Source organism: Limnohabitans sp. TEGF005 (assembly GCF_055394835.1).
Window position 1 is genome coordinate 989,231 of sequence record NZ_AP029226.1, and the last position, 14,495, is coordinate 1,003,725.

Below are 14,495 nucleotides of genomic sequence, written 5' to 3' on the forward strand. Positions count from 1 at the left end.
CCATGCGCATCCCTATGGTCGATCTGGTCGCGCAATACCGCGATCTCCAGCCTCAGCTGGAACCTGCATTTTTGAGCGCCTTGAACGCGGCGCAGTTCATCCTAGGACCCAACGTTCAAGCGTTTGAAAAAGAAGCGGCAGCTTATTTGGGGGTGGCGCACGCCATCACCTGTGCCAACGGCACGGATGCTTTGCACCTGGCTTTGCTGGCGGCCGATATCGGCCCCGGTGACGAGGTCATCACCACACCCTTCACTTTCATTGCCACAGCAGAGGCGATTGCCTATGTGGGCGCCAAAGCGGTGTTTGTGGACATTGATCCGCGCACCTTCAACATCGACGTCGAGCAAGCACGCCGTGCGATCACGCCCCAAACCAAAGCCTTATTGCCCGTGCATTTGTTTGGGCAACCTGCTGATCTGGCCCCACTGATGGCCTTGGCCAAAGAACATCAACTGCAGTTGGTGGAAGATTGCGCGCAATCATTTGGTGCCGACATTGGTGGTCGCAAAACCGGTGCGATGGGTGATGTGGCGGCCTTCAGCTTTTTCCCCAGCAAAAATTTAGGTTGCTATGGCGACGGTGGCATGGTGACCACCCAGTCGGATGCGATGGCAGAAAAATTGCGCATGCTTCGCAACCACGGTAGCAAGGTGCGCTACTACCACGACATCATTGGCTACAACAGCCGCCTTGATGAGTTGCAGGCGGTTGTACTGCGTGCCAAGATGCCGCTGATTGACCAATACAACCAAGAGCGTCGCCGTGTCGCGCACCGCTACAACGCCGGTTTGGCCGGCCTGAATTTGCAAACGCCTTTTGAAGATGGTGTGGGTTTACACGTATACCACCAGTACACCTTGTTGACAGATAACCGTGCCACCATTCAGCAAGCATTGACTGAGCAAAAAATTGCCAGCGCCATTTATTACCCAGTGCCTTTGCACCAGCAAAAGGTATTTGCTTCGATTGCTGCCGGGTCCAGCTTCCCTGTGACTGAATCGGTTGCTGCGCGTTGCTTGTCTTTGCCCATTTATCCAGAGCTGAGCAACGAAGCCGTGGACGAAATTTGCGGTGTCATTCGTCAGGCTTTGACGGCGTGATGAACGAGAAAGAAGCACGGCCACTTTCTGAATCTGCACCTGCGCAAGATCTGCGTTTGTGCATGGTCGCTGCTGAGCGTTCGGGGGACATGTTGGCGGCTTTGTTGCTGCAGGGCATGCGCAAAAGCTGGCCTCAACTGCAAGCCTTTGGCATTGGTGGTCCGCAGATGGATGCGGTTGGCTTTGTCTCCCGCTGGTCTTGTGACGAATTGTCGGTGCGTGGTTTGGTCGAAGCCCTTTGGCGTTACCGCCACATCACGGGCATTCGCAAGACCTTGATTCAGGATGTATTGGCTTCGCCACCTGACTTGTACATCGGTGTGGATGCCTCTGACTTCAATTTGCCTGTTGAGCGTTTGCTGCGACAAAAAGGTGTGCCCACGGTTCAATTGGTGTGCCCATCCATTTGGGCATGGCGACCTGAACGTGTGCAAAAAATCCGCGAGAGCGTGGACCATGTTTTGTGCATCTATCCGTTTGAACCTGCTTTGCTGGCACAACACGGTATACAAGGCACTTTTGTGGGACACCCTGTTGCCGACGTGATCGACATGGCGCCCGATCGCCTGAAAGCCCGTCAAGCATTGGGCTTGCCCGTGGATGCCAACATCGTTGCCTTGTTGCCGGGCAGTCGACCATCTGAAATCAAAGGTTTGGCCTTGCCTTTTCTTCAGGCTGCCAAGCACATGTTGTCGCTGCGGCCCGACTTGCAGTTTGTGCTGCCGACCCACGGCCCTCTGCAAGCCATGATCGAGGCGGCCATTGCCCGTGCCGGCATGCAAGGCCGTGTGCACCTGGTCATGGGGCGTTCGCACGAAGTGCAGGCTGCCTGCGATGTGGCTTTGGTGGCCAGCGGCACTGCCACACTCGAGACCGCTTTGCACAAGCGTCCGATGGTCATCGCTTACAAAATGCAATGGCTGTCCTGGCAGATCGCCAACCGCAAGCGCTTGCTGCCCTGGGTCGGTTTGCCCAATATTTTGTGCAATGAGAGCTTGGTCCCTGAATTCTTGCAAGAGCAGGTGCAGCCCGTAGCGTTGGCCAAGGCCGTTTTGGAATGGCTCGACGATCCTGACGCTGTGGCCAAAATTCAACAGCGATTCACCGAGCTTCACCACCAACTGCGTCAGGACATGCCGACGCTGGCAAACCATGCGATCCAAAAAGTCCTTGCCGCTTGAGCAAAAAACATTGAATTGGGATACCGCCGGTCTGATGGCTGGCGTGGATGAGGCTGGGCGCGGCCCGCTGGCGGGGCCTGTGGTGGCCGCTGCAGTGATTCTGGACGATTTGCAGCCGATCGCTGGTTTGAACGACTCCAAAAAACTGTCGGCAAAGCGTCGTGAGCGTTTGTTTGACGAAATCCGTGCGCGGGCTTTGTGCTTTTCGATTGCCGAAGCGACGGTACAGGAAATTGACCAATTCAATATTTTGCAAGCCACGATGCTGGCCATGAAGCGTGCTGTCGAAGGCTTGCGTTTGAAGCCCCAAATGGTCCTGGTCGATGGCAACCGATTGCCGACGTTGGACATCTTGGCGGAGGCCATTGTGCAGGGCGATGCACTCGTACCTGCCATTTCTGCCGCATCCATTTTGGCGAAGGTGCACCGTGATCGTTTGTGTGAAGAGATGCATGCACGTTACCCGGTCTACGGCTTTGACCAACACAAAGGTTATGGCACGGCTCAACACCTTGCCGCTTTGCAGGTGCATGGCCCGGCAGACTGCCACAGAATGACTTTTGCCCCGGTGGCCAGGAGCGTGCGATGAATCTGATCACTTCGCGAGATAACCCCCATGTCAAAGCTTGGCGGCGCTTGTCCCAAGACACCACGGCTTACCGTAAGGCGGGGCAGTTTTGGCTAGAGGGTGATCATCTGTGCCGTGCCGCCATCGTCCGGGGTGTCAATCCTTTGCAAATCGTGTTGAGTGCCACTTGCTTTGAAGAGCAAGGCCCGCAGTGGGCCCGATTGACCGACGCCTTGTTTGTCCTGCCTGATGCTTTGTTTGCCAGCCTGAGCGGTCTTGAGTCACCTGCCCAAATGGGGTTTGTCGTGGCATGGTCGGCGCAGGGGCAAATTTCGTCGGAAGCCTCTACCGTGGTTTTGGATCGTTTACAGGACGCAGGCAATGTGGGGGCGATTTTGCGATGCGCCTCGGCGTTTGGATATCGCCAGGTGCTGGCCATCAAAGGGACTGCGGCTCTGTGGTCACCCAAAGTGCTCAGGGCTGGCATGGGCGCGCATTTTGGTTTGCATCTAATCGAATCGGTCAGCGAAGCGGATGTGGCCGCTTTAGACGTGCCTGTTTTGACCACCAGCTCCCATGAAGGCCCTTTTTTGCATGAATTATTGCAACGCAAGGAGTTGACACCAAAGTGTGCGTGGGTTTTTGGACACGAAGGGCAGGGCGTCAGCGACAGCTTGATGGCTTTGGCGCGACAAAAAGTCAGAATTGCACAGCCCGGAGGGGAAGAGTCGTTGAATGTGGCGACTGCCGCAGCCATTTGCCTGCACGCCAGCGCAACGGCTGCGATTTGAGTCGCCGAAGGGCCTGTGTCCGGCAGTTTTGTCGTCGCTTTGTCAGGGTTTTCGAGTGGTCCTCAGCTATAATGAGAGGCTTTCCCGCATCAACCTGTACGCCACAGTCCATCCCAGGCCCAATCCTCGAACAAGCAGCCAAAAAGAGATCGCATCTCTGGTGAGTGCTGAGGCGTACCCGAACTATTCCGGAGAACCCAGTGCTTTTGTCTCTTCAGGGAACCTTCCCGCCCGCCATCTTGGCGCTCGCAGACGGCACGGTCTTTATCGGCAACTCGATTGGAGCTACTGGCTCCACAGTCGGCGAAGTGGTGTTCAACACCTCGCTCACCGGCTACCAGGAAATCCTCACCGACCCCAGCTACTGCCAGCAGATCGTCACTTTGACGTACCCGCACATCGGCAACTACGGCGTCAGTGTGGAAGACATCGAAGCTGACAAAGTCCATGCTGCAGGTTTGATCATCAAAGATCTGCCATTGATTGCGAGCAACTTCCGTTCAAGCCAGACCCTTTCGTCCTATCTTGTGGACGCAGGCACGGTGGCCATTGCGAACATCGATACCCGCCAGTTGACTCGAATTTTGCGCACCAAGGGTGCCCAAAACGGTGCGATTGTGGGTTTGGCCAAAGGCCAGCAAGTGACGCAGAGCCTGATCGACGATGCGATTGCCTCCGCCAAAGCGGCGCCCAACATGGCTGGCCTCGATTTGGCACAAGAAGTGACGGCTACCCAGTCTTACGACTGGACGCAAACCGAGTGGAAGCTCGGCGAGGGCTACGGCACTCAGGCATCGCCCAAGTTTCATGTGGTTGCCTATGACTTTGGCGTCAAGAAAAACATTTTGCGCATGTTGGCTGCACGCGGTTGCAAAGTGACCGTGGTACCTGCCAAAACGTCTGCAGCTGAAGTGCTCAAACACAAACCCGACGGCATCTTCTTGTCCAACGGCCCTGGCGACCCACAGCCTTGCGACTACGCGATTGCGGCGGCTGCTGAGTTGATCGAAACCGGCATTCCGACTTTCGGTATTTGCCTGGGTCACCAAATCATGGCCTTGGCCAGCGGTGCCAAAACCTTCAAGATGAAGTTTGGTCACCACGGCGCTAATCACCCCGTGAAAGACCTCGACACAGGGCGCGTCTCCATCACCAGCCAAAACCACGGTTTTGCTGTCGACGAAAAGTCTTTGCCCGCCAATTTGCGTGCCACCCATGTGTCGCTGTTTGACGGCACCCTGCAGGGCCTTGCCCGCACCGACAAGCCGGCGTTCTGCTTCCAAGGTCACCCAGAAGCCTCGCCCGGACCGCATGACATTGCTTACCTCTTTGACCGCTTCATCAACCTGATGGAGGCTTCTTAACATGCCAAAGCGCACCGACCTCAAAAGTATCCTCATCATTGGCGCTGGCCCGATCATCATTGGTCAGGCCTGTGAGTTTGACTATTCCGGCGTGCAAGCCTGCAAGGCTTTGCGTGAAGAGGGTTACAAGGTCATCCTGATCAACAGCAACCCCGCCACGATCATGACCGACCCGGCCACGGCCGACGTGACCTACATCGAGCCCATCACTTGGCAGACGGTCGAGAAGATCATTGCCAAAGAGCGTCCTGATGCAATCTTGCCCACCATGGGTGGCCAGACCGCGCTCAACTGCGCTTTGGATTTGTGGCACAACGGCGTGCTTGAAAAGTACAAGGTCGAGCTGATCGGCGCCACGCCAGAGGCCATCGACAAAGCCGAAGACCGCCTGAAGTTCAAAGATGCCATGACCAAAATTGGTTTGGGCTCAGCGCGCTCCGGGATCGCCCACAGCATGGAAGAGGCTTGGGATGTGCAAAAGACATTGGGCTTCCCTACGGTCATTCGCCCCAGCTTCACTTTGGGCGGCACCGGCGGTGGCATCGCCTACAACCCCGAAGAATTCGAGGTCATTTGCAAACGCGGCCTAGAGGCTTCGCCTACGACCGAGTTGCTGATTGAAGAGTCTTTGCTCGGCTGGAAAGAGTACGAGATGGAAGTGGTGCGCGACAAGGCGGACAACTGCATCATCATCTGCTCGATCGAAAACCTCGATCCCATGGGCGTGCACACAGGTGATTCCATCACAGTGGCCCCTGCGCAAACCTTGACCGACAAGGAATACCAGATTTTGCGCAACGCCTCATTGGCTGTGCTGCGCGAGATCGGTGTAGACACGGGTGGCTCGAACGTGCAGTTCTCCATCAATCCGGTGGATGGGCGCATGGTCGTCATCGAGATGAACCCGCGTGTCTCGCGTTCATCGGCGTTGGCTTCCAAGGCCACCGGTTTCCCTATTGCGAAAGTGGCTGCCAAGCTCGCTGTGGGCTACACGCTCGACGAATTGCGCAACGAAATCACGGGCGGTGCAACGCCTGCTTCTTTCGAGCCATCCATCGACTACGTGGTCACCAAGATTCCGCGTTTTGCTTTCGAGAAATTCCCGACAGCTGACAGCCGTTTGACCACCCAAATGAAGTCGGTGGGCGAGGTGATGGCCATGGGCCGCACTTTCCAAGAATCTTTCCAGAAAGCGTTGCGCGGTCTGGAAGTGGGTGTGGACGGTATGAACGAAAAAACCCAGGACCGTGAAGTCCTGGAAAAAGAACTGGGCGAGCCCGGTCCTGAGCGCATCTGGTACGTGGGCGACGCCTTTGCCATGGGTTTGAGTGTGGACGAGGTGTTCGCCTTGACCAAGATCGACCCTTGGTTCTTGGTGCAGATCGAAGAGATCGTGAAGATCGAACTCGAACTGGAAACCACCACGCTGGAAGCGATCACGGCCGAAGAACTGCGTGCGCTCAAGAAGAAGGGTTTTTCCGACCGCCGCTTGGCCAAGTTGCTGAAAACCACTGAGCATGTGGTGCGTGAGCGCCGCCATGCCCTGAACATTCGCCCTGTTTACAAACGCGTGGACACCTGTGCAGCCGAGTTCTCGACTGACACCGCCTACATGTATTCTTGTTACGAAGGCAATGGCGACGGTGAATGCGAAGCCGAGCCCACTGCCAACAAGAAAATCATGGTGCTTGGCGGCGGCCCGAACCGCATCGGCCAGGGTATCGAATTTGACTATTGCTGCGTGCATGCAGCTCTCGCCATGCGCGAAGACGGTTATGAAACCATCATGGTCAACTGCAACCCCGAGACCGTGTCGACCGATTACGACACTTCGGACCGCTTGTACTTCGAGCCTGTCACGTTGGAAGATGTGCTGGAAATCGTGGACAAGGAAAAGCCGACAGGCGTCATCGTGCAGTACGGTGGTCAAACGCCTTTGAAGTTGGCGCTTGATTTGGAAGCCGCTGGCGTGCCGATCATCGGCACCAGCCCGGACATGATCGACGCAGCCGAAGACCGCGAGCGCTTCCAGCAGTTGCTGCAAGAGCTGGGTCTGCGTCAGCCGCCCAACGCCACAGCCCGCACCGAGCCAGAAGCCCTGGAAAAAGCGGCTGCTTTGGGCTACCCCTTGGTGGTGCGCCCCAGCTACGTGCTGGGTGGCCGTGCCATGGAAATCGTGCACGAGCAACGTGACCTCGAGCGCTACATGCGCGAAGCGGTCAAGGTCTCGCACGACTCCCCAGTGTTGCTGGACCGTTTCCTGAACGACGCTATCGAATGTGATGTGGATTGCATCCGCGACTCCGAAGGCAAGACCTTTATCGGTGGCGTGATGGAACACATTGAGCAAGCGGGCGTGCACAGCGGTGACTCGGCTTGTTCTTTGCCGCCTTACTCTCTGTCGGCGGAAACCGTCAACGAACTGAAGCGCCAGTCAGCAGCCATGGCGGGTGCCTTGCATGTGGTCGGATTGATGAACGTTCAGTTTGCGATTCAAAACATCGATGGCCAAGACGTTATTTATGTACTCGAAGTGAACCCGCGCGCTTCACGCACCGTGCCTTATGTCTCTAAAGCCACGGGCATCCAGTTGGCCAAAGTGGCAGCGCGTTGCATGGCTGGTCAAAGCTTGGCTTCGCAAGGCATCACCAAAGAAGTCACACCACCTTATTTCAGTGTGAAAGAAGCCGTCTTCCCATTCGTGAAATTCCCGGGCGTAGACACCATTCTCGGCCCCGAGATGAAGTCCACGGGCGAAGTCATGGGTGTTGGTAAGACCTTTGGTGAAGCTTTTGTGAAAAGCCAATTGGGTGCAGGAACCAAGCTGCCACGGCCCGCAAAGGCCGACGGCTCGCCCTCGGGCAAGGTCTTCATCTCGGTGAAAAACAACGACAAGCCTCGTGCGATTGAAGTGGCGCGTCAACTGATGACGCAAGGTTTTGTGCTGATTGCCACCAAGGGCACAGCCAGTGCCATCAACGCTGCGGGCGTGGCTTGTGCCACGGTGAACAAGGTGACCGAAGGTCGCCCTCACATTGTGGACATGATCAAGAACAACGAAGTGGTGTTGGTCATCAACACGGTCGAAGAGCGTCGCAATGCGATTGCTGATTCGCGCCACATCCGCACGTCGGCCTTGCTCAACCGTGTCACGACCTTCACCACCATTGCCGGTGCTGAAGCAGCGGTCGAGGGCATGAAGTACATGGACCAATTGGATGTGATTTCGGTTCAAGAAATGCACGCGCAATTGGCGTCCTGAAATCGCTGCCTAAGCCCTGTGTCCGGCACCTTGGTGCAAGGCATAATGCAGACAATGACCGCCGAGTCTCAACGCTCGGCGGTTTGCTTTTGGAGAACTGAATATGTCAACCATCCCGATTACAAAACGCGGCGCTGAAAAGCTCAAAGACGAGTTGCACCGCCTCAAGACAGTCGACCGCCCAGGCGTGATTCAAGCCATTGCCGAGGCACGTGCACAGGGAGACCTGAGTGAGAACGCCGAATACGATGCAGCCAAAGACCGTCAAGGCTTCATCGAAGGCCGGATCCAGGAAATTGAAGGCAAGTTGTCTGCTGCACAAGTCATCGATCCGACATCGGTGGATGCGGGTGGTCGAGTGGTGTTTGGCACGACCGTAGAGCTAGAAGATGAGAGCTCAGGCGAAGCTGTGAAATACCAGATCGTGGGCGAGGACGAGGCCGACTTGAAATTGGGGCTGATCAACATCAGCAGTCCGATTGCCCGCGCCTTGATCGGCAAAGAAGAGGGCGATGTGGCTGAAGTGCAAGCACCGGGTGGTGTGCGTCGCTATGAAATCGTAGGTGTCTCGTACATCTGAATCATCCAAAATGAAGGCCGTATCAAAACGGCCTTCAAAGTGGTTTGAGCTTGTTCAGGCAGGAAGCGTATCAGTCGTGGCGACCTTTTTTGACTGATTTTTGCTTGGGCTTTGCCCGTTTGATTTGACCGCCGGCCGCCAGGCGTTGGTTGCCCAACACACGAACAGTTTTGACTTCGGGGCGTTGACCACCGCGTGAACTGTATTTGAGAATCTTGAAATCGCGTGGGCCGGCTTTACGGTCCTCGTCAACCTCTTTGATTTTCTCGGGCTGAGGGCGCCAGAGGATCAGCAATTTGCCGATGTGCTGGATAGGCGCAGCATTGAGTTGGTCGGCGAGTTGTGCAAACATGGCCTCGCGCGCAGCGCGATCGTCGCCCAGAACCCTGATTTTGATCAGGCCATGGGCGTTCAGTGCCGCTTCGGTTTCCTTGACGACAGCAGGAGTCAGGCCATCGCCCCCGATCATGACGACCGGATCCAGGTGATGGGCATCGGCGCGAAAAACTTTGCGCTCGGAAGGTGTGAGTTGTATTTGGGGCATCCCCGTATTATCCCCGCAAGGACGCAGAAGAATGAAAGTCAAAACCAAAAGTAAAAAGGTGAACAAAGCCTGGTTGAACGACCATGTCAATGACACCTACGTCAAACTGGCCCTGAGAGAGGGTTATCGGGCACGGGCTGCCTATAAATTGAAAGAGATCGATGAAACGCTCGGTTTGATCCGTCCAGGCAATCTGGTGGTCGATCTGGGCTCGGCACCTGGCGCCTGGAGCCAATACCTGCGCAGACGGCTGTCGCCCGATGGTGCGGCGGTGGGGGCGCTCAACGGGACCATCATTGCGCTGGACCTTTTGCCGATGGCTCCTGTGGAAGGGGTTCAGTTCATTCAAGGGGATTTCCGTGAAAACGAGGTCGCTACTTTGCTTGAGGCCGCGCTGCAGGGCCGTCAGGCGGATGTGGTTGTTTCCGACATGGCGCCCAATTTGTCGGGCATTGAGTCTTCGGATGCAGCCCGCATCACGCATTTGATCGAGTTGGCTGTCGAGTTTGCCCAAAATCACATGAAACCCGAAGGTGCTCTGGTGGTCAAAGTCTTTCATGGCAGTGGTTACAGCCAAATCGTGAAAATGTTCAAAGAGACCTTCAAGGTGGTCAAGCCCATCAAGCCCAAAGCTTCGCGCGACAAGTCCTCCGAGACTTTTTTGGTGGGCATGGGGCTTATCAGCTCGCTTTAAGGGGCTAATTCCTCTGTTTTTGAGGGCTAAAACTTCATCACTGGCGTTTGGGTCCATGCCGCAGGCCTAGAATGAGAACAGTCATTTTTTTCGATTGGAGTGTCTCTTGAATAACCCTTGGTTTTCCAAAATTGCCGTTTGGATGGTGATTGCCATGGTGCTGTTCACCTTGTTCAAGCAGTTTGACAACCGTGGCGTCGCAGGTGCGAATGCCATTGGTTATTCTGACTTTCTGGAAGAGGTTCGCGGCAACCGGATCAAGAGCGCCACAATTTCTGAGAGCCCTGGTGGCACCGAAATTTTGGCTGTCACCAACGACGATCGTCGCATCAAGACCACGGCCACATATTTGGATCGCGGTTTGGTCGGCGATTTGATCAACAGTGGCGTCAAATTTGATGTCAAGCCCCGCGAAGAAGGCTCCCTGCTCATGACCCTGTTGGTCAGCTGGGGCCCGATGTTGCTCTTGATCGGTGTCTGGGTGTATTTCATGCGCCAGATGCAAGGCGGAGGCAAAGGCGGTGCCTTCAGCTTTGGCAAATCCAAAGCACGCATGCTGGACGAAAACAACAACCAGGTCACCTTTGCCGACGTGGCCGGTTGCGATGAGGCCAAAGAAGAAGTCAAGGAAGTCGTCGATTTCCTGAAAGACCCTCAGCGGTTCCAGAAACTGGGCGGTCGTATCCCTCGTGGTCTGCTGCTTGTAGGCCCACCAGGCACCGGTAAAACACTGCTGGCCAAAGGCATCGCAGGCGAAGCCAAGGTGCCCTTTTTCAGCATCTCGGGTTCTGATTTTGTCGAGATGTTTGTCGGCGTGGGCGCAGCCCGTGTCCGTGATATGTTCGAAAACGCTAAAAAGAACGCGCCTTGCATCATCTTCATCGATGAAATCGATGCAGTTGGCCGCCAACGTGGCGCAGGCTTGGGCGGTGGCAATGACGAGCGCGAGCAAACCCTCAACCAGATGCTGGTGGAGATGGATGGCTTTGAGACCAATTTGGGTGTGATCGTGGTGGCCGCGACCAACCGACCAGACATTCTGGATGCCGCTTTGTTGCGTCCGGGCCGTTTTGACCGTCAGGTGTATGTGACGCTGCCCGATATCCGCGGACGCGAGCAAATCTTGAACGTGCACATGCGCAAGGTGCCTATTGGCCAAGACGTCAATGCCGGTGTGATTGCGCGTGGCACACCTGGCATGAGCGGTGCTGATCTGGCCAACCTGTGCAACGAAGCTGCCTTGATGGCTGCCCGTCGCAATGCACGCGTGGTTGAGATGGTTGACTTCGAAAAAGCCAAAGACAAGATCCTGATGGGGCCTGAGCGCAAGAGCATGGTCATGCCCGAAGAAGAGCGTCGCAACACGGCTTACCACGAAGCTGGCCATGCCTTGATCGGTAAATTGTTGCCCAAGTGCGATCCGGTGCACAAAGTCACGATCATTCCCCGTGGCCGTGCCTTGGGTGTGACGATGAGCTTGCCCGAAAAGGACCGCTACAGTTACGACAAGGAATTCATGCTGAACCAGATCAGCATGTTGTTTGGTGGCCGCATTGCCGAAGAGGTGTTCATGCACCAAATGACCACCGGTGCCAGCAACGACTTTGAACGGGCCACCTCGATTGCCCGCGACATGGTCATGCGCTACGGCATGACGGATGCGTTGGGGCCGATGGTGTATGCCGAAAACGAAGGCGAAGTGTTCTTGGGCCGCTCGGTGACCAAGACCACTAACATGAGCGAATCCACCATGCAAAAGGTGGACATGGAAGTGCGACGCATCATCGACGAGCAGTACAGTTTGGCCCGTCGGCTCATTGAAGAGCACAGCGCCCAGATGCACGGCATGGCCAAAGCCTTGCTGGAGTGGGAAACCATCGACAAGGACCAGATCGACGACATCATGGCTGGGCGCGACCCCATGCCACCCAAAGACTGGACGCCTCGTACACCGCCCACCGGTGGCGGCAGCGGCGGCGGTACCCCTGAGATTCAAGCAGAGCCAGCGACCACGGCCGCTTGATTTTTCAAGACCGGTGTCACAAGAGCGGGGCCTTCGGGCTCCGTTTTTCATGGAACAAGCCTTATGGAAGCTGAAAAAACAGGACTGCACCGCGCCACGCGTTGGCAGACCACGCGGTTCGATTTGGACCTCTCTCACCCCTGGGTCATGGGCATTGTGAATGTCACACCCGATTCTTTTTCTGACGGAGGGCAGCACGGCGATGTGACACAGGCTCTGCGGCATGCCGAGCAATTACTGCGCGATGGCGCAGGCATTTTGGATGTGGGCGGCGAGTCCACGCGGCCAGGCGCAGACCTTGTGCCTTTGTCGCAAGAGTTGGCGCGCCTTGTCCCGTTTTTGAAAGAGGCGGTTCGTTGGCAAGTGCCGATATCGGTAGACACGTACAAGCCTGAAGTGATGCAGGTGGTGCTGGATCTGGGCGTCGACATCGTCAATGACATTTGGGCTTTACGCCAGCCGGGGGCTGAGCGTGTGATTGCCGCGCATCCCGCTTGTGGCGTGTGTTTGATGCACATGCACCGAGAACCTCAAACCATGCAAATGCAGACCATGACCGGGGACGTGCTGGCCGAGGTCGCTGCTTTCTTGAAGGGGCGCGTCGAATCACTCACCGCCCAGGGCGTTGCGTCATCCAGATTGATGCTCGATCCTGGTATCGGGTTTGGCAAAACCGTTGCGCAGAACTTCCAGTTGCTCGCCAGGCAGTCCGATTTATTGCGTTTGGGCTATCCGGTTTTGGCCGGTTGGTCCCGCAAATCTTCTTTGGGCGCGGTGTTGAGTGACAAAGGACAGATCCCTGAGCCCGCGCAACGCCAAGCGGCCAGTGTGGCCGCCGCGTTGTTGGCGGTTGACAGGGGCTCACGTGTGGTGCGCGTGCACGACGTTAAGCCCACAGTGGATGCGCTCAAAGTCTGGCAGGCCATGCAGTCTCATATCGGTGTGGACTAAACCGCTGAATACTCTCTTTTGTCAGGATGGGGGGCCGATCCGGCCGCTAGAATTCTTTGACTTATTAAAAAAACAAGGATGGTGAGCATGGCGCGTCAATATTTCGGAACGGACGGCATTCGGGGCACGGTAGGTCAAAGCCCCATCACGCCGGATTTCATTTTGCGTTTGGCGCATGCAGTAGGTCGTGTTTTGAAAGCTCAAGAGGCGCACCCGGTGGTACTGATCGGAAAAGACACCCGAATTTCTGGCTATATGTTGGAAAGTGCGCTCGAATCAGGTTTCAACTCGGCAGGGGTTGATGTGGTGTTGTTGGGGCCTGTGCCCACGCCAGCGGTGGCGTATTTGACCCGTGCGCAGCGCGCTTCTCTGGGTGTGGTGATCAGCGCAAGCCACAACCCGTTTGCCGACAACGGCATCAAGTTTTTCAGCGCCCAAGGCAAAAAGCTGTCCGATGCTTGGGAAGAAACCGTTGAGGCGACTTTGCTGGAAGACCCGGTCTGGGTGGACTCTGCCGCTTTGGGTAAAACCCGGCGTCTGGACGACGCAGCGGGTCGTTACATTGAGTTTTGCAAGAGCACCTTTTCGAACGATTTGACCCTCAAGGGCTTGAAGATTGTGGTGGATGCCGCCCATGGCGCGGCCTATCAAATCGCGCCCAAGGTTTTCCACGAGTTGGGTGCCGAGGTGATCGCGATCGGCTGCGCCCCGGACGGCCTGAACATCAACAAAGGCGTGGGAGCCACGCACCCTGAGGCTTTGGTGCAAGCCGTCAAAGACCAAGGCGCTGATTACGGCATTGCACTTGATGGAGATGCTGACCGCTTGCAATTCGTGGATGCCACAGGCCGATTGTTCAACGGCGATGAGTTGTTGTACCTCATGGTCGCAGACCGTTTGGCAAGAGACGAAGCTGTGCCGGGTGCCGTGGGCACCTTGATGACCAACTTGGCGATCGAGGTGGCACTCAAGCAACGCGGTGTGCAATTTGTGCGGGCCAAGGTGGGTGACCGTTATGTGCTGGAGGTCTTGCACGACAAGGGTTGGTTGCTGGGTGGCGAGGGCTCGGGCCATTTGTTGGCCTTGGACAAGCACACCACAGGCGATGGCTTGGTCAGCGCTTTGCAGGTTTTGCAAGCCTGTGTGGGCAGCGGACAGACCATGGCCCAATTGCTGGAGGGCATCACGCTGTTCCCGCAAACGTTGATCAATGTGCGTTTGACGCCGGGCTTTGATTGGCAAGGCCATCAGCCTTTGTGGGATGCCACTCGGGCCGCAGAGTCCGAGTTGGGCGATTCGGGCCGGGTCTTGATCCGGGCCAGTGGCACTGAGCCTTTGGTGCGGGTCATGGTCGAGGCGCGTGATGCGGTGCAAGCACGCCAATGTGCCGAACGGATTGCGGCAACCCTGTCTTGATCTGTCACCTCGCTTGCT

Annotated in this window: 12 protein-coding genes; 11 read left to right on the top strand and 1 reads right to left on the bottom strand. The window is 56.4% G+C overall.

All coding sequences use genetic code 11. The features are described from left to right. Positions 1–2: 2 nt before the first annotated feature. The 7 genes from ACZ5RG_RS04760 (at position 3) to greA (ending at position 8,849) form a co-directional block, all read left to right on the top strand. Positions 3–1,103, top strand: coding sequence for a DegT/DnrJ/EryC1/StrS family aminotransferase (locus tag ACZ5RG_RS04760; RefSeq protein WP_464447911.1), 1,101 nt, complete (start codon positions 3–5; stop codon positions 1,101–1,103). Next, positions 1,103–2,284: a lipid-A-disaccharide synthase gene (gene lpxB / locus ACZ5RG_RS04765; RefSeq protein ID WP_464447912.1), complete on the top strand. Its 1,182-nt coding sequence runs from the start codon at positions 1,103–1,105 to the stop codon at positions 2,282–2,284. The genes ACZ5RG_RS04760 and lpxB overlap by 1 nt, the downstream gene beginning before the upstream one ends. Beyond that, positions 2,256–2,873 carry a ribonuclease HII gene (rnhB, locus tag ACZ5RG_RS04770; protein ID WP_464447913.1) on the top strand — a complete coding sequence of 206 codons (618 nt, stop codon included), beginning with the start codon at positions 2,256–2,258 and terminating at the stop codon, positions 2,871–2,873. Before lpxB ends, rnhB begins: the two co-directional genes overlap by 29 nt. Further along, positions 2,870–3,643 (top strand): TrmH family RNA methyltransferase, encoded by a 774-nt coding sequence (locus tag ACZ5RG_RS04775; protein WP_464447914.1) that lies wholly within the window; start codon positions 2,870–2,872, stop codon positions 3,641–3,643. The genes rnhB and ACZ5RG_RS04775 overlap by 4 nt, the downstream gene beginning before the upstream one ends. Before the next feature lie 200 nt (positions 3,644–3,843). Then, positions 3,844–5,007, top strand: coding sequence for a glutamine-hydrolyzing carbamoyl-phosphate synthase small subunit (gene carA / locus ACZ5RG_RS04780; RefSeq protein WP_298600103.1), 1,164 nt, complete (start codon positions 3,844–3,846; stop codon positions 5,005–5,007). Position 5,008: 1 nt separating this feature from the next. Next, positions 5,009–8,269, top strand: a complete 3,261-nt coding sequence (gene carB, locus ACZ5RG_RS04785; RefSeq protein WP_464447915.1) for a carbamoyl-phosphate synthase large subunit — start codon at positions 5,009–5,011, stop codon at positions 8,267–8,269. A gap of 103 nt (positions 8,270–8,372) precedes the next feature. Continuing rightward, complete coding sequence (gene greA / locus ACZ5RG_RS04790; protein ID WP_298600097.1) at positions 8,373–8,849, top strand: transcription elongation factor GreA; 477 nt, start codon at positions 8,373–8,375, stop codon at positions 8,847–8,849. Positions 8,850–8,919: 70 nt separating this feature from the next. Here the strand turns inward: greA and ACZ5RG_RS04795 are convergent, their stop codons facing one another. Beyond that, positions 8,920–9,393, bottom strand: coding sequence for a YhbY family RNA-binding protein (locus ACZ5RG_RS04795; protein ID WP_019428741.1), 474 nt, complete (start codon positions 9,391–9,393; stop codon positions 8,920–8,922). A gap of 31 nt (positions 9,394–9,424) precedes the next feature. On the opposite strand from ACZ5RG_RS04795, the gene ACZ5RG_RS04800 reads away from it, so the two are divergent. From ACZ5RG_RS04800 to glmM, 4 genes are all read left to right on the top strand, one after another. Then, entirely contained in the window at positions 9,425–10,087 is a 663-nt protein-coding gene (locus tag ACZ5RG_RS04800) for an RlmE family RNA methyltransferase (RefSeq protein WP_298600092.1), read from the top strand. 106 nt (positions 10,088–10,193) lie between these two features. Next, the gene (gene ftsH / locus ACZ5RG_RS04805; protein WP_464447916.1) at positions 10,194–12,110 is read left to right on the top strand and encodes an ATP-dependent zinc metalloprotease FtsH; all 1,917 of its coding nucleotides are present in this window, start codon (positions 10,194–10,196) and stop codon (positions 12,108–12,110) included. 63 nt (positions 12,111–12,173) lie between these two features. Then, positions 12,174–13,061, top strand: a complete 888-nt coding sequence (gene folP, locus ACZ5RG_RS04810; protein WP_464447917.1) for a dihydropteroate synthase — start codon at positions 12,174–12,176, stop codon at positions 13,059–13,061. 87 nt (positions 13,062–13,148) lie between these two features. After that, a complete protein-coding gene (glmM, locus tag ACZ5RG_RS04815) occupies positions 13,149–14,477 on the top strand; it encodes a phosphoglucosamine mutase (protein ID WP_312260388.1) in 1,329 nt (442 codons plus the stop codon). The last annotated feature ends 18 nt before the right edge of the window (positions 14,478–14,495 follow it).